The sequence below is a fragment of the Chryseolinea lacunae genome, from assembly GCF_016735595.1.
Lineage (GTDB): Bacteria > Bacteroidota > Bacteroidia > Cytophagales > Cyclobacteriaceae > Chryseolinea > Chryseolinea lacunae.
This window is the reverse complement of record NZ_JAERRB010000004.1, coordinates 371,832-387,785: the sequence shown is the minus strand read 5'-3', so window position 1 is coordinate 387,785 and position 15,954 is coordinate 371,832. Positions and strand designations below refer to the sequence as shown.

The 15,954-nt window shown below is 51.8% G+C and carries 11 protein-coding genes and 1 riboswitch; of the genes, 6 read left to right on the top strand and 5 right to left on the bottom strand.

All coding sequences use genetic code 11. The annotated features are described in order from the left end of the window. The first annotated feature begins 192 nt into the window (after positions 1–192). Positions 193–294: riboswitch (SAM riboswitch) on the top strand. A 283-nt stretch (positions 295–577) separates the two neighbouring features. The 3 genes from JI741_RS14440 to JI741_RS14430 all read left to right on the top strand — a co-directional run bounded on the left by JI741_RS14440 (position 578) and on the right by JI741_RS14430 (position 4,321). Beyond that, positions 578–1,900, top strand: a complete 1,323-nt coding sequence (locus JI741_RS14440) for an O-acetylhomoserine aminocarboxypropyltransferase/cysteine synthase family protein (RefSeq protein ID WP_202010652.1) — start codon at positions 578–580, stop codon at positions 1,898–1,900. Between the two features lie 82 nt (positions 1,901–1,982). Then, positions 1,983–3,035 carry a homoserine O-acetyltransferase family protein gene (locus JI741_RS14435; protein WP_202010650.1) on the top strand — a complete coding sequence of 351 codons (1,053 nt, stop codon included), beginning with the start codon at positions 1,983–1,985 and terminating at the stop codon, positions 3,033–3,035. 23 nt (positions 3,036–3,058) lie between these two features. Continuing rightward, a complete protein-coding gene (locus JI741_RS14430) occupies positions 3,059–4,321 on the top strand; it encodes a homoserine dehydrogenase (protein ID WP_202010648.1) in 1,263 nt (420 codons plus the stop codon). 31 nt (positions 4,322–4,352) lie between these two features. Here JI741_RS14430 and JI741_RS14425 read toward each other — a convergent pair whose 3' ends face one another. Continuing rightward, positions 4,353–6,068, bottom strand: coding sequence for an MASE1 domain-containing protein (locus JI741_RS14425; protein WP_202010646.1), 1,716 nt, complete (start codon positions 6,066–6,068; stop codon positions 4,353–4,355). 220 nt (positions 6,069–6,288) lie between these two features. Here JI741_RS14425 and JI741_RS14420 point away from each other — a divergent pair, with 220 nt between their 5' ends. Beyond that, positions 6,289–7,449, top strand: coding sequence for a formimidoylglutamase (locus JI741_RS14420; RefSeq protein ID WP_202010644.1), 1,161 nt, complete (start codon positions 6,289–6,291; stop codon positions 7,447–7,449). 9 nt (positions 7,450–7,458) lie between these two features. Here the strand turns inward: JI741_RS14420 and JI741_RS14415 are convergent, their stop codons facing one another. From JI741_RS14415 to JI741_RS14400, 4 genes are all read right to left on the bottom strand, one after another. After that, positions 7,459–8,745: an NRAMP family divalent metal transporter gene (locus JI741_RS14415; protein WP_202010642.1), complete on the bottom strand. Its 1,287-nt coding sequence runs from the start codon at positions 8,743–8,745 to the stop codon at positions 7,459–7,461. A gap of 90 nt (positions 8,746–8,835) precedes the next feature. Beyond that, a complete protein-coding gene (locus tag JI741_RS14410) occupies positions 8,836–9,714 on the bottom strand; it encodes a YicC/YloC family endoribonuclease (protein ID WP_202010634.1) in 879 nt (292 codons plus the stop codon). A 126-nt stretch (positions 9,715–9,840) separates the two neighbouring features. Beyond that, positions 9,841–13,392, bottom strand: a complete 3,552-nt coding sequence (locus JI741_RS14405) for a PD40 domain-containing protein (RefSeq protein ID WP_202010632.1) — start codon at positions 13,390–13,392, stop codon at positions 9,841–9,843. Between the two features lie 2 nt (positions 13,393–13,394). Continuing rightward, positions 13,395–14,465, bottom strand: coding sequence for an NAD(P)/FAD-dependent oxidoreductase (locus JI741_RS14400; protein WP_202010630.1), 1,071 nt, complete (start codon positions 14,463–14,465; stop codon positions 13,395–13,397). A 139-nt stretch (positions 14,466–14,604) separates the two neighbouring features. Between JI741_RS14400 and JI741_RS14395 the strand changes: the two genes are divergently transcribed. Together JI741_RS14395 and pssA are read left to right on the top strand one after the other, a co-directional pair. After that, positions 14,605–15,255, top strand: coding sequence for an MBL fold metallo-hydrolase (locus JI741_RS14395; protein WP_202010628.1), 651 nt, complete (start codon positions 14,605–14,607; stop codon positions 15,253–15,255). A gap of 6 nt (positions 15,256–15,261) precedes the next feature. Then, positions 15,262–15,936 carry a CDP-diacylglycerol--serine O-phosphatidyltransferase gene (gene pssA / locus JI741_RS14390; protein ID WP_202010626.1) on the top strand — a complete coding sequence of 225 codons (675 nt, stop codon included), beginning with the start codon at positions 15,262–15,264 and terminating at the stop codon, positions 15,934–15,936. The last annotated feature ends 18 nt before the right edge of the window (positions 15,937–15,954 follow it).

Sequence of the window (15,954 nt, the reverse complement as noted above, 5' to 3'; positions counted from 1 at the left end):
GCCAGATCATGCTCATCCGGAAGAGCACCCTGTAACAATCGATGTAATACACTCCAAAACCACTATTTTCAGGCACCTGCCTAACAATTGTCAGTGATGCAGGTGCAAAAAAAATTCAAACCGGGTTTGGAAACATAGCTCCCAGACTCTACGTTTGTGGTATCAAAGTCGAATAAGCACTTCTGCTTAATCGCTTTATAAAGAAGCGTGGAGAGACAGGCTCTAAGAAACGCTAGCAACCTCCTTAAAAGAAAGGTGCTAAATCCTGATCCGCCAAGGCGGAAAATATAAACGGTTAAAAAATGAAAAACATCAGTCACATCATCATCTCCGGATCAAGCGTTCAACGCTTGCGTGCTTCATTCGAAAATCTCTATCTGTTCATTTGCATTGCCTTGAACAACGACGCGCGTATGTGTTGTTGTTGCGCGGCGCGTTGCTGCTGACAGATCTCCGATCTTCCCGCAACACATTAGCGTACGACCCTGCCAGGTGACAGGCAGTTCTGGTTACGGCTAACCCTCCCTCTACAATTCTATTATAATCATAACCACAGACCCTCTAAACAATTATCATCATGTCAAATCTACATTTTGAAACGCTTCAACTTCACGCTGGCCAGGAAATCGATCCCACAACCCGTTCGCGTGCTGTGCCAATCTATCAAACCACTTCCTATACTTTCAAAGATTCAGAACACGGAGCCAACCTGTTTGCCCTGAAAGAATTCGGCAACATCTACACACGCATCATGAACCCCACCACCGATGTGTTCGAAAAACGCATCGCAGCACTCGAAGGTGGCGTGGCTGCACTGGCCACGGGCTCAGGACAAGCCGCACAGTTTCTGGCACTCAACAACATTCTGCAAGCCGGTGACAACTTTGTGTCTACCACGCTTCTTTATGGCGGAACCTACAACCAATTTAAAGTAGCCTTCAAACGCCTCGGCATCGATGTGCGTTTTGCCAACGGCGACAAGCCCGAAGCGTTCGAGAAACACATCGACAAAAAAACAAAAGCCATCTATCTCGAAACAATCGGCAACCCGGGCTTTAACATTCCCGACTTTGAAGCCATTGCGGCGCTTGCCAAAAAACATGACCTTCCCCTCATTGTCGACAACACCTTTGGTGCTGCAGGCTACTTGTTCCGCCCCATCGAACACGGTGCAAACGTGGTGGTGGAATCGGCCACCAAATGGATCGGCGGCCACGGCACGTCTATTGGCGGCGTGATTGTTGACGGCGGAAACTACAACTGGGCCAACGGCAAGTTCCCTCAATTCACCGAACCGTCGGAAGGTTATCATGGCTTGAAATTCTGGGATGTGTTTGGCGAAGGCAATCCACTGGGCTTGCCCAACATCGCCTTCATCATCCGCGCACGTGTGGAAGGTCTTCGCGACTTTGGTCCTTCGCTGGCACCGTTCAATTCTTTCCTCCTGCTGCAAGGTCTTGAAACCTTGTCGCTGCGCGTGCAACGCTCGGTCGACAACGCACTGGCCCTTGCCAAATGGCTCGAGAAACACGACCTCGTGGAAAGTGTGAACTTCCCCGGCCTGGAAAGCAGCCCGTATCACAAGCTTGCCAAGAAATATTTAAGAAACGGATTTGGCGCCGTGTTGTCGTTCACCCTGAAAGGAACAAAACAACACACCACCAAATTTGTAGATCACCTAAAGCTGGTGAGTCACCTGGCAAACGTGGGCGATGCCAAAACGCTCATCATCCAACCTTCGGCCACCACGCACCAACAGCTGAGTGAAGCCGAACAAGTGGCGTCGGGTGTGTTGCCAAACTTGCTGCGCATCTCGGCCGGCATCGAGCACATCGACGACATCAAGGCCGATCTGCAACAGGCATTCGAAAAAGTTTTTGAAGGAGAATTAGTGTCCTAGTTTAAGTTAAGTATAGTAAAAGTCTCTGCCGCTCTCTTCGGTTGCCATCCGGGGGAGCGGCCAGGGTACCCAAAAGGGATTTATGGAAAAGAACGAGCTGACCTTTCATTATCAAAAGAGCTTTGCGCTGGAATCGGGCGGAACGCTGCAGGGCTTTCAACTGAGATACGCCACCCTGGGCAAACTCAACGCAGACCGCAGCAATGTGGTGTGGGTCTGTCATGCGCTCACCGGCAGCGCCGACTTCACCGACTGGTGGAGCGGGTTGTTCAATGAAGGCAGGTTCTTCGATCCTCGTCATTACTTCATCATTTGCGCCAACGTGCTGGGGGGTTGCTATGGCTCCACGGGTCACTTGTCGCTGAACCCGCAAACGGGCAAACCTTTCTATCATTCTTTTCCCACCCTCACCAACCGCGACGTGGTGCGCGCACTAGACACGCTCCGTCAAGACCTGGGGCTTGAACAGGTGCACACCCTCATTGGAGGTTCGCTTGGGGGCCAGCAAGTGCTGGAATGGGCCGTGCAACAGCCTGACGTTTTTCAACACATCATTCCCATTGCCACCAACGCCGTGCATTCGCCGTGGGGCATTGCTTTCAACGAAGCCCAACGCATGGCCATCGAAGCCGATGCTACGTGGAAGGAAAACGATCATCGCGCGGGCATCGACGGTCTCAAAGCCGCGCGCGCCATCGGCATGATCTCCTATCGCTACTACGACACCTATGGTCAGACTCAGGCCGAAAAAAGCGACGACACGCTGGAGGATTTCCGATCGTCGACCTATCAGCGCTATCAGGGACAAAAGCTGGCCAATCGTTTCAATGCATTTACATACTATAGTCTTTCCCGCATGATGGACAGCCACAACGTGGGTCGCCAGCGCGGCGGCGTGGTGGAGGCCCTGAAGTCTATCAAAGCCCGCACACTCATTGTGGGCATCGACTCTGATATATTGTTTCCGCTGAGCGAACAAAAGTTTTTGGCCGACCACATTCCCAATGCCCGGCTGGAAGTGATGAGCTCGCTCTATGGACACGACGGATTCCTGGTGGAGTTCGAACAACTCAGCGATCATATCAAACAATTCTTCCGCGAAGACCTTGTTCCGGTAGAAGTAAAACTAAAATAACCGAATCTCCACAGTCATTATTTATGTCAGCACAAACCACCACTTCTCCTTCACACACCAAACACCGACACCTGAAACTTGGCCTCTTTGGCTTTGGATGTGTGGGTCAGGGCCTCTATCATGTTCTGGATGAAACACCGGGCATCAAAGCCGAGATCAAAAAGATTTGTGTGAAAACAAAAAACAAAGAGCGTCCCTTGTCGGAAGACCTCTTCACCTTCAGCAAAGAAGAAATTCTGAACGATCCCGAGATCGACGTGGTGGTGGAACTGATTGACGACGCCAACGCCGCATTCGACATTGTGAAGACCGCCCTGCAAAACGGCAAGGCCGTGGTGACCGCCAACAAAAAAATGCTGGCCGAACACCTCGAAGAAATTTACCTGTTGCAAAAACAAACGGGAAAGGCTGTGCTCTATGAAGGCGCGGTGTGCGGCAGCATTCCCATCCTTCGCAACCTTGAAGAATATTATGACAACGATTTGCTCACGGGCATCGAAGGCATCTTCAACGGTTCCACAAACTACATCCTCACCAAAGTGTTTGAAGAACGCAAGAGCTATGCCGATGCGTTGCAGAAAGCACAGGAACTTGGCTTTGCCGAATCCGATCCCAGCCTCGACGTGAAAGGCTTCGACCCCAAGTTTAAACTGGTGGTGGCCATTGCCCACACGTTTGGTGTGTTTGTGAAACCCGAAGACGTGATCAACATTGGCATCGACCGCATCTCGGACCTCGACCTCAAGTTTGCACGCGACAATGGCTATGGCATCAAGCTGATTGCCCGCGCGTTCAAGATCGAAAATAAAGTATTTGGTTTTGTGGCACCGCAGTTCATCGAGTCAACACACCCGCTGTATGCTGTGCGCAACGAATACAATGCCGTGCAGGTGCAAAGCGCGTTTGCCGAACAACAGCTGTTTGTGGGCAAAGGCGCAGGAAGCTATCCGACCGGATCAGCGGTGCTTTCTGACATCTCCGCACTGACCTACGACTATCAATACGAATACAAAAAACTCCATCAGCTTCACAACCTGAAATTTTCCAACGGCCTCACCGTGGAAGCTTTTGTGAGTTTTGACGAAGGCACCAACATTTCCATGAGCGACTTCGAACAACTGCAGTCGGGCTATGCCTCCAACGGCAAGCAGTATATGGTTGGAAAAGTGAGTCTCGAAAAATTGCAGGAGTGGTCGACCTGGGATGGTGTGGGCGTTATTCTCGCACCCAATGCCACGCTCACGCCCAAAAAAGACAGCGCCAAAGCCTTTAGTCTGGCTTCGTAAAAAATGCTGTCGGTAGTAGGAAAAAAAATTATCAGATGAGTTCGGGGATCGCCAGGGTAACTGTCGTTCCCCGGCCCACTTCAGACTCGATGTCGATGTGACCATTCAGTTTGTCGATGGCTTCCTTCACAATGTACAGCCCCAGGCCGGAGCCTGCGCCATCGTCGGTGGCACGGTAAAACATTTTGTAAACGTTGGGCAGGTGATCTTTGTCGATGCCTTTGCCGTTGTCTTCAATGGCCAGCGTGGCCAGGTGTTCCTTGATCTCCACATTCACTTTGATGACCGGATCTTTGCCGTTGCGATAGCGAATGGCATTGGAGATGATGTTGTTGAGAATCACTTTCAACCGCCAGCGATCGGAGAAGAACGGACCTTCCTGTGTGATGTGAATAACTTTCTGCACCGACTGACCCGTGCTGGTGGCAAACTTCAGCTGATTGAATGTTTCGTCGATGAGCGGCTCAAACTGAATTTCTTCGCGCTTCACTTCCAGGCGCGAATTGCGCGATTGATCCAATATCTCTTTAATGAAATGATCCTGTTGCAGCGCGCTTTTGTTGATCATATCGAGGTACATGTCTTTCATGTCGGTGTCGATATCCTTTTTTGCAAGGTTGATCAGGCCCAGCACAGACGCGATGGGCGCGCGCAGATCATGCGATACGCTATAGACAAAATTATCAAGCTCGGTGTTTCGTTTGCTGAGCTCGTGATTGGTGCGTTGAATTTTTTCTTCCGCTTCTTTGCGCGTGCTGATCTCTTCGTTGAGGGCCCGGGTGCGTTCGGCTACCATTGACTCCAGGTTTTCATTGAACTCCAGCAGTTTGCTCTGCGCATCCTGGCGTTCTTTTACCGTGGCCGAAAGAATGATGGTGGTGATGCTGATGACGCCGATAAAAATCTGCAACAACAACATCGAGTTATACGAATCGGAAAGCACAAACGGTCCCACGCCCGTAACGGTCATATAGATCGACATCAGTGCGGTGGCCACTACACCCACAATGGCAACGATGAGGTCGAAGCGAAACGCCAGCCACAACAGAAAGGGAAGCACCAGAAAAGGAAGCGCACGTTCCAGGGTAGGCAGCAGGTAGTCGATTTGCAGTAGCAACACGATGCCCGTCATGCACAACACAAAGATGCCCACTTCAATGGCCTTTTCGGAGGTGAAACGAATCTGCGGTTTCTTGGAACACGCCAGGAAGAAAGGTGTGAAGAGCAGGATGCCCACAACGTTACCTACCCACCCCGAGATGCCAACGCGCAACAGGTTTTCGGGCAACACCAGGTTGTTAAGATACAACCCGAACATGCCAATGCCCGCCCCAAACCAGCACATGATTAAGGTGACAAACAAAAAGCGGAAAGCGTTTTTAGCATTCTTGAAAGGGAAGTCGTCTTTGATCCACACCTTCACAAGGTAGTTTCCCAGGAGTGCTTCCACTGTGTTGCCCACGGCAATGAGGCTGCTCATGCCGATGATGACCTGTGCGGGAAGATGCGGATCGTTCCAGTAGGCCATCACGTTGGCCACCAGCGAACCGATGGTGATGCCCGGCCACGATGACCGGCCCAGGAGAATGATGAGTGCGAAACCGATGCCCGACGGGGGCCAGGCGGGCAGGGCGGTAGAACCTTCAAAGGCAAAAAAGTAGCCTAGCCTGGCCGATAGATAATACAGCAGTGCCACCCCAATAATCTTGAGGTCAAGTTTGTATTTAAGTGGCAGTTTAACGTTCAAAATTAATTAACTCATTATCAACCAAATATAATAAGATCAAAATCGCAATTTCCAATGAATAAAGAGCGGGATTTTATTTTTGGGGTTGAGTTGTCTTTTTTCGGGGTTCAATGGTTGGTTACTGGCCGTTATTTCGACCTGTTTTGGTAAAAATCGGCTCCTTCAAGAAGATGAATGGTGAAAATTCTATCTTCACACAGATTTTTTTGACCTAGTTGCTATGGACCTGACCATCCTCTTTTCGCCGATTGACGAATCCATCTACGAGAACATCACGTCACCCTCCAGTTTCTTCAAGAGCATTCGTGTGTTTGGCGAGAAAATGCCGGACTATAAGGATGCGCAGATCGCCATCTTTGGCGTGAAAGAAGGTCGGGGCACCCTCCACAACGAAGGCACAACCGCCGGCCCGGACGAAATTCGCAAGAAGCTCTACCACCTGAAACGCGGCGTAGGTGCCTATCGCATTGTGGACCTGGGCAACCTGAACCTGGGCCACGACCTCGACGAAACGTATACGCGCATCAGCGAAGTGTGCCGCATGCTGCTGGAGAGTAACGTGCTACCCATCATCATCGGCGGCTCGCACGATCTGGACTATGGCCAATATGCGGCCTATGAAACGATGGACAAACTGGTGAGCCTCCTCAACGTAGACGCGTTTCTTGACCTGGAAGAAAAAAAGGATGCGGGGGCTAGTCGCGGACACATTCACAAGATCTTGTTGCACGAACCCAACTTCCTGTTCAGCTACACGCACCTCGCCTATCAAACCTACCTGATCGATTCGCTTTCGGTGGCCGTACTGGAGAAACTTTACTTCGAAGCATTTCGCATTGGCCAGATGCGCACCAACATGCAGGAGATGGAACCCACCATCCGCAATGCCGACATGGTGTCGATCGACATCACGGCCATCCGCTCTTCTGATGCGCCGGGCAATGCTCATGCGCAGCCGTTCGGACTCACGGGCGAAGAAGCTTGCCAGGTGTGCTGGTATGCGGGCCTCAACGAAAAACTAAGCTCCATCGGTTTCTACGAATACAATCCCGCGTTTGACGATGCCCATAAAAAAACAGCAGCGGTGGTGTCGACCATGATCTGGTATTTTATCGAAGGGTATTATCACCGGAAGAATGAGCAAAATTTCAAGAGCAACGACTTCATGAAATATTCGGTGTCCATGCCGTCGGAACCGGAGGTGCTCACGTTCTACAAAAGCAAGGTGAGCGAAAAATGGTGGCTTGAGGTTCCTTACCCCAACGGCCGCGAACGTTATGCGCGCAACAGCATTGTGCCCTGTAGCTATAACGACTATCAAACGGCTGTGAAAGGCGAAGTTCCCGACCGTTACATCAGCATGCTGGCAAAGTTGATCTGATCGATCCGCTTAAACCTCCTCACTCGTGCGACCGTCTGTGTGAAAGACGACCCACGCCACGGCCACCACCACGAGGCTGGTGATCACAACCATAGCACCCAGATGATTTCCCGGAAGGTTGAACGCTGTGGCCACAGGTTTCTCGATGTTGTTGAGGCTTATCATTAACACAGCAAAAAGCACGAACAGAAGGATGACGTTGTACAAAACAGACGGGCGATGTTCGTCGGGCATTATCGACCGGTCGTTCACCACCAGAATGAGGAAGGCCACAAGCAAGGGCAGTATCAATCCATTCAGGGCCTGCACCACCAATATAACGGGAATGGGCCTGAGGCCGCTGATGCCGAACATGAAGCCGGTGAGCAACACCAATATCCATACAATCTTCACATAGTTTTCATTCTTCATTTCAAACACCGTGCGGGCAATGACGGCCGATGCATAGGGCGAGGTGATGGCCGACGAGAAACCCGCGGCAAACAAACCCAACGCCATGGCCACTGCCCCCAGGTAGCTCGACTTGGCTTCGAACTCAGCGAAGAGAATGGGAAACGAGGAGAAGTCGACCACGGCTGTTCCCGCCACAAGTATGGCAGCGGTGATCAGGCCACCAATAAAAACCGAAATGGCCAGGCCCACACGCATAAACGGAATGGTCTGTCCCTTACTAATGCCCGAACCCAGAAAGAGATTATAGGGAACCACCGTGGTGCCTACCAGCCCCAACACCAGCAATTCGCTTCCGGCGGGTATGGATGGAACAACAGACGCGGTGAAAATTTCGCCCACCGAAAAATGTTGCCCAAAGGCCAGCAGCAAAAACGACACGCCCATCACCGCCACCAGAAACGTCATGAGGTTGGAGATCCACGAAGGATTGCCTATCCACAACACAGCAAACGATGTGAGTGAGATGATTACTGTGAGCACCTTAATGTTCATGCCCGTGATGAGGTTCATGCCCGACACAGCACCCATAATGTTTCCGGCTTCATAGGCTGCACAGCCGGCGATCACACTTCCACCCACCAGCCATTGCAACGTTGCGCCATGGCGACTTCCGAATTTTTTCTTTAGTGCCTGCCCCACATTCAAACCACTGGCGATGGTGATGCGCGCAGCGATTTCCTGCAACATGATGCAGGCCACGGTGGCAAACACCACCGACCACAACAATGACAGTTTAAAAATGGAACCGGCCGATACGGCCGTGGTGACCGTGCCCGGACCAATGAAGGCAGCCGAGATGATGGACCAGATGACAACGCTTTTCCAGGTATTGACAGTTCGCATGCGCTAGTATGGGTTCAACCTGATCTCACAAACACGCAACAACGCGTCTGTGTCTGAAGAAAATTCTGAAAGCTCTGGAAACCCTTCGCCTTACACCACATTGTTCAACTGCTCTTTGATTTTTTCCAACTCTTCTTTCATGACCACCACGTGTTTTTGAATGGCGGCGTCGCTCGCCTTGGAGCCGATGGTGTTTATTTCGCGGCCAATCTCCTGGCTGATAAAGCCCAGCTTCTTGCCATTGCTCTGCGCCTCGCGCACGGCCTGAACAAAATAGTCGAGGTGTGCCTTCAGGCGAACTTTCTCTTCGTTGATGTCGAGCTTCTCGATATAGAAAATGATTTCCTGCTCCAGCCGATTGGTGTCGAAGCCTTCTTCTCCGAAAAACGACACCACGTTGCCCTTCAATCTTTCGCGGATGCGCTCCACGCGTTTGGGGTCAAGTTCATCAACAAACTTCAGTTGTTTTGCTATTTCGTTGATGCTGTCGGTGAGCACTTTTTCGAGCACCTTGCCTTCGGCTTTGCGAAAGGCTTCACATTTTTCGATGGTGGCTTCGATGCAGGCCTTCACTTTCTTCCACTCTTCTTCGTCGCTGGTTTCTTTGGCTTTGCCCTGAATGACGTCGGGCGAATTGAGCGCAAGCTCGAACAGACCTTCGTAGGGTGCCTCCACACGGTCGGCCAGTTTTTTTAGTTCCGCATAATAGGCGGCGAACAGCACTTCGTTGTAGGCTTGTTTTGTTTCGGCTTCGCCGTGGCGTTGATAGTCGATGTTGATGGCCACTTTGCCGCGCTCCAGCTTTTCGCTGATCATGTTTCTCACTTCAATCTCCTTGTCGGAAAAGAGTTTTGGGAGGCGCAGGCTCAGGTCCAGAAATTTGGAATTGAGGCTTTTGATCTCCGCAGAAATTTGAACCAGGCCGTCGTCGGTTGTGCTTTGGCCGAAGCCTGTCATGGATTTGATCATGAAGTCAAGATGTTTGGGTCAGGATAGTGCTGTCTTCTGAATAGCGGTCTGCAAAATACAAAACATACATCGCCTTGTGAAGGGATGTATGTTTATCCTTTGCTTTTGTAAAAATGATTTGATCGTCTAGAAGTCAAAGCCCAGCGTCACGTGCAGGCGGGGTTTAGACACTTCATAGTTTTCGACGGGCCACGCCACATCGAACTTCATGTAGTAGCCCAGCAACACCGTGCGCGCGCCAAGTCCGTAGCTATAGAGCCAGGGGTTGAGGTAGTTTTTGATTTGCGCTTTGAACGGCGCCTGGGTTATTTCTTCATAGCTCACGCTGTTACCCGAGCTGAACGGCGGCTTGCCCGACCACGCGGTGCCGATGTCGTAGAAGGCAATGAACTGCATGTTGCGCAGGAAGTTTGAAGAGATAGGCCCGTTGGACAAGGCCTTCACCAGCGGCACCCTGAATTCGGCGTTGGCCATCATCACGCTGTTGCCAAACAATGTGGCATAGTCAAAGCCGCGAAGCGACGTGGCGTATTCCACAAACAAAATGTCCTGATTTTCTCTGGGATAGCCCAATGGATTGGGTTGACCTTCGCTGGTCTTCCCGTCTTTGCGGGTCTTGTTAAACAACCAGTTGTCCATGCCGCCCAGCAAATATTTTTTTGGTGAATTGCCAAAGAACGTTCCTGCAAATCCGCGTACGGCAAACACAATTTCCCGATAGATTTTTTGATAGTGACGCACGTCGATAGATGCCTGGCTGAAACCGAGGTCGGCGTTTTGCAGCCCCTGATAGTTTTGGAAACTGATCTTTGCACGTGTGCCTTCAATAAGGTTGAGGCCCGTTGACACAGAGTTGTCGTAGACCAGTTCCGACTTGATACCGGCATACAAATTATTGACCGGCGCAACAGTTGGCGGCGCGGTGGGATAGTCTGCTTCGCCCAGATCGACAGAGCGCGCAAGAGCACCAAAAGGTTTGATCGTGAAACGTATGCGATCCGAAATCGGCAACGACGCGCTCAACTCCACACGGTTCAGCGAGTAGTGAAACAGCTCGCCTTGTTCGCCTTCGGTTTCGGGCTCGGCTGCCCAGCGGATACCTTTCCGGTCTACGCGCATACCAAAGTCGATAAGCGATTTCAGGTATTGAAATTCAGCAAAGAAATCGCCATTGCGCAAATCAACACTGGTCATCAACCCGCCAAAGAAGCGGTAGTTCTCCAGCATGTCGTTCATCTGCGTTTCGATGGAAACCCCCAGTCCGCGCAACGGGTCCACTACCAGCGAGGTCACCAGGTTGTTGGAGCTGAATTTCGATTCGTAGGGGAAGGGGCCGGTGATTCGGCTCTTCTCGCGCGCTTTCATGTAGCGGGTCAGAAACGATTCGCTGGGCTGGGCCTTCACCGCTTCATCTTCAAACGTATAGTTGTCGGTGTTCACAACATCCGGCTTCTTCGCCTGTCCGGTCTTGGTGGTGTCGGCCGGTACGACGGGTAGCGACGGTGCGGGTTTCTTTTCCTCGTCGCCAAACACATAGTTGTCTGTGTTCACGGCGTCGGCACGATTGGTTGGTTTTTGTTTCGTGGCATCGGCCGGCGTGGTTTGAACAGGGCGTTGTACTTCAGGTTTCTTGGGCTCGTCGCCAAACGCATAGTTGTCCGTGTTCACTTCATCCTGGCGGGTTGGCGTTTCAGAAGGCTCTCCCATTTTGTCGGGACTCACGGCAGGTGGCGGTCCATTTTGCACAATGGTTGAGTCGGTTCTCGCCGGGTTTTGTTGTGGCAATGCCGGTGTGGTGTCGCGTCGGGGTTGTGCTTCTTTCAGGCGCGAGTTGAGCAGGTCGCGGATGCTCATGTTTTTATTTTCCTCCTGCTTTCTTCGTTCGCGTATCACCCGTGCCTGCTGCAAATCTTTGCGGCGCGTAGCGGGGGTGAACACCTGACGGCTGAGGTTGAAAGAACGGTCCACGAAAATGTTTTGCTTCATGTCTTCCGTCATCACCATGGCCATGGTTTGATTGGGGAAGCTGATGTCGATGTCTTTGATGCTGGAGTTGTAGTTGGTGACCTGCGAGTAGATGCCCGTGGGGCGATTGAATTTGAACAGGTTCACAATGCCACGCTGATCGCTGAGGTAATAGAAGTTGTCTTCGTCGATGGCTTGAGGCGAATGATCTTTGCTGAGCGTGTTGGTTAAGCGCGTCAACAGAAACTTGGTGCTGTCGAGGTCATACACAAACAGGTTGTAGTTGTTGGTGAGTTGCTCGAACTGTGGCTTGGCATTGGCACGCAGGGTGTCGGTGGTGCGGTTCGACGAAAACACGATCCGGTTGGTATTGGGAATGAAACTGGGATCAAGATCGTCATAGAGGTCGTTGGTGAGCCGACGCACGCGGTCTCGTTTGGAGCTCAGCAGAAACAAATCGCTCTTGCCTTCGAAGTCTGCGCTGAGAATGATGAGGCGACCGTTGCCCGAGAAGCTGAAGCTGCGAATGTTGCTGAAGCGTTCGAGCTGTCGCGGCAATTTGGTGCGCGTGTTAAAATCGTAGAGCCAGAAAACATATTGGCCGTTCTTCACACCGATCACCCCCAGGGTGCTGGCGTCTGACCACGCGAGCAGCGGCAGGCTGTAGTCTACCCGCTGCTTGATCACTTTGCTGCCGCCGGAGAGAATGGTTTTCTCACGGCCGGTTTCCAGCGAGCGCACTTTCACAATGAAGCGGCCGCGGTCGTTTTCGGCGTAGGCGATGTTGCGTCCGTCGGGGCTGATTTTCACGGTGGTAAACTCCGTGGTTTTGTTATGCTGCTGGGTGAACGAGGTTGACTCTTCCGGGCTGATATACGACTTGCTCACGGTGCCTTCCATGTCGGAATAATACTTCTGCCATTCGGTGAGCAGTTGTTTGAAACTTATGCCCAGCGTAATGAGAATGCTTTTCTCTTCATTGCGTGTTACCCGGGTATAGTTGAGGATGTTGGCCACGCTGCTCTTGCCATATTTTTCGGCAATAAAATTCCAGATGGATTGTCCGACCAGACCGGCTTCTTTTCCGGAAAGTTTGGTTGCGCGTTTTGCCCGGCGGGTTTTCATGAGCTGGCGGATGTAGTCGTCCATCTCCATGCTCCAGCCACGGGCCACATAGAGCGAGGAGCCGTCCACAAACCAATCGGGCAGGTTCATGAGGATGGAGCTCTGAAACATCTCTTTCAAATTGCCACCGAACATCATTTCATGAATCATGAGGTCGGAGATCTGGAAGAGCAGTTCGTCTTTAAATTCCTGCGCTGTTCCCAGGTGGGCCACTTCCACATAGGGTTTGATGAATTCCGTTTCGCCCCCCACATTAAACACGTTGTGATTGAGCCCCACGTTGCTCTGGCGCAGGTCGCTGAGGGAGTTGTAGAGAAATACTTTTGTTTTGAAGTAGGGCGGATAGCCGATCAGGTCGGTGACGCGGTCGAACTCTCCTTCCAGGTATTCAAGGGCTTCCTGGGCCACGGCCTTGCGGGCGTCGTAGTAGTAGACGTCGAAATTTTCTCCGCTGAGATACACCCAGTCAAACTGCCTGTATTGGATCCGGTTCTTGCCAAAATTCTCCCGCGATTGCTGTGCTTTCGCTGGAAAAAAACTGAGCAGGAAAAGGGCTGAGAGTAATCGTAATCCGCTTCGCAAATTCATATTCATTTTGGGGAAGTCCAATATAATAATTTATAACGTTCGATATCTACCTCTTTGTTTAACGGCTTCATATTTTGCAGCGCCTGGATCAAAACCTCCGAAAAATAGGGGGCGAGGCTCACCCCTTTGGTGCCCATGCCATTAAACACAAAAACCGAATCGTTTTCGGGATGTTTTCCCAGCAACGGCCGCCGGTCTGGGGTGGTCGGTCGCACGCCCCACTCCTGGCCCGTTACATCAACGGGGAAATGTACCAGTTCATTTATCTTGTCGTGCAATTCTTTTCGCGCGCTTTCGGTCACGCCCGGGCCGCTGTTTTGAAAATCATAGGTAGCCCCCACCCGCCAGGCGCCAGGCTCACCGGTCGGCACCATGTAGACACCCCGGTTCAGGATCACGTGCTCGTCAAACGACGCACGGATGCGGATGGCCTCCCCTTTCAACGGTTTCACCGGCAACCAATTGAACCAGGGCGTGGTATGCACTCCGTTACAAAAAATGATGCCGCCCGCTTCCACATCGCGATAGCGCACCACGCCTTGCCCGATAGTCAAGGCGTTTTCGTCCAGATCTTCCTGTAGCAAAATGCCCTCGCGGGCAATCAGCTCACCCACGGCGGCGGTATAGGTCGTCGTGTCCACATAGCCGCATTGCTGCAGCAACAGTCCGCCATAGGGGTCGTTCACGTTTGGATAGGTAGAACCTGTCGTTATTTTCTCGATATAGGGCGCATAGGCCGGAGTGGCGCTTTTTCCCATCCACTCATTTTGTTCTTCAATGGAATGAAAGGGCCGGTAGAGCGGCATGGGATGAAAAAATTTCCGCGCCGTCAGCGACTCGGCTTCGCGGTAGAAATTGAAGAGATAGGGAAACAATGAATCGGCCATCCAGGTCTTCACCATTTTGCGACCCGTGATGGGATTGAAGAGGCCTGCGGCGATGCGCGACGAGGTGTTTCGCGAGGGTTGGTCGATCACGAGAATGCGCTTGCCCTGCCGCAGCAATTGCAAGGCCACGGCCGAGCCGGCGAGGCCCTGACCGACAATTATATAGGCTACACTTCGGGAGGTCATTTCTGGGGCGCCAAACTACATAAACTCCGTAGCATTTTTCACCTCGTTGCCGAATGAATGAAGCCCAATCACAAATATTGAAGCGCACGGGGCGGGCATCGTGTAAAATTCCGTTTACTTTGAAAAAAATTTCAGCACCATGCTTCACGTCCAGGTATTCGTTTTTAATCCCTTTCAGGAGAACACGTATGTGTTATACGACGAAACAAAGGAGTGTGTGATCATCGACCCCGGGTGCTACGACGCGGCAGAGAAAGCCGAGCTCACCGACTTCATTTCGGATCATCAGCTGTCGGTGCAAAAACTATTGAACACACACTGCCATGTCGACCATGTGCTGGGCAATGCCTTTGTGAAGGAGACCTACAAAACAAAATTCTACATTCACGCCAGCGACGAGCCGGTGCTGAAGGCCGTGAAAGTGTATGCTCCCCACTATGGCTTCAACCTCTACCACGAGGCAACACCCGATGGCTATCTGACGGAAGGCGACGAAGTGTGCTTTGGTAATCAGGTGTTTAGCGTGCTTTTCGTGCCGGGTCATGCGCCGGGCCACATCGCGTTCTATCACGCCGGAGAAAAGGTTGTGATTGGCGGCGATGTGTTGTTTCGAAACAGTATTGGCCGCACCGATTTGCCCGGCGGAGATTTTGACACGCTCATTCAAAGCATCCATCAAAAACTTTTTACCTTGCCAGACGACGTCACGGTGTATCCGGGTCACGGACCGGAAACCACCATCGGTTTCGAAAAGAAAACAAATCCGTTTTGCGCCGTGATCTCAACCTGATCTTTCATGATGAAGTATCTTCCAAATTTTTTAACCTGTAGCAACCTGCTATGCGGCATGCTGGGCATCATTTCGCTGTGGGACAACGCCACTGTGCCCACGGCCTACTTTGTGTGGGCCGCATGCCTCTTCGATTTTTTTGACGGCTTTGCCGCCCGGTGGCTCCACGTGTCGTCGCCCATTGGCAAAGAGCTTGATTCCATGGCCGACATGGTGAGCTTTGGCGCACTGCCCGCCCTGTTCATCTACAAGGCGCTGGTGTTGACATCGCCCATCCCAAACCTGCAATACGTGGCCCTGCTCATCGCAATCTGCTCGGGGTTGCGCCTGGCCATTTTTAACATCGACACCACGCAGTCCGATTCCTTCAAAGGATTGCCAACACCCGCCAACGCCATTTTTCTCACGGCCCTGCCGTTTCTGAGTTTCGGCTCATTCAACATCATGGCCAACCCACTGGCGCTGGCCGGCATTGCTGTGCTGTTTTCGGCATTGCTCGTTTCACGTGTAGACTTGTTTGCTCTGAAGTTCAAAAATTTCAGCTGGAACGAGAATAAGATCCGGTTTACCTTCCTGTTGCTGTCGGTATTACTGCTTGCCGTGTTTCGGTGGGCGGCACTGCCCATCATCATACTTTTGTACATCACCCTGTCGTTAGGCGTTCGGGTGTTTTCGAAATAAGGCACTATTTTTCAGGCT

Bases quoted from the DNA above. Each gene is read 5' to 3' on its own strand.
- JI741_RS14440 (WP_202010652.1), top strand. From the start codon at position 578: ATGTCAAATCTACATTTTGAAACGCTTCAACTTCACGCTGGCCAGGAA.
- JI741_RS14400 (WP_202010630.1), bottom strand. From the start codon at position 14,465: ATGACCTCCCGAAGTGTAGCCTATATAATTGTCGGTCAGGGCCTCGCC.
- JI741_RS14430 (WP_202010648.1), top strand. From the start codon at position 3,059: ATGTCAGCACAAACCACCACTTCTCCTTCACACACCAAACACCGACAC.
- JI741_RS14405 (WP_202010632.1), bottom strand. From the start codon at position 13,392: ATGAATTTGCGAAGCGGATTACGATTACTCTCAGCCCTTTTCCTGCTC.
- pssA (WP_202010626.1), top strand. From the start codon at position 15,262: ATGATGAAGTATCTTCCAAATTTTTTAACCTGTAGCAACCTGCTATGC.
- JI741_RS14420 (WP_202010644.1), top strand. From the start codon at position 6,289: ATGGACCTGACCATCCTCTTTTCGCCGATTGACGAATCCATCTACGAG.
- JI741_RS14435 (WP_202010650.1), top strand. From the start codon at position 1,983: ATGGAAAAGAACGAGCTGACCTTTCATTATCAAAAGAGCTTTGCGCTG.
- JI741_RS14395 (WP_202010628.1), top strand. From the start codon at position 14,605: ATGCTTCACGTCCAGGTATTCGTTTTTAATCCCTTTCAGGAGAACACG.
- JI741_RS14415 (WP_202010642.1), bottom strand. From the start codon at position 8,745: ATGCGAACTGTCAATACCTGGAAAAGCGTTGTCATCTGGTCCATCATC.
- JI741_RS14410 (WP_202010634.1), bottom strand. From the start codon at position 9,714: ATGATCAAATCCATGACAGGCTTCGGCCAAAGCACAACCGACGACGGC.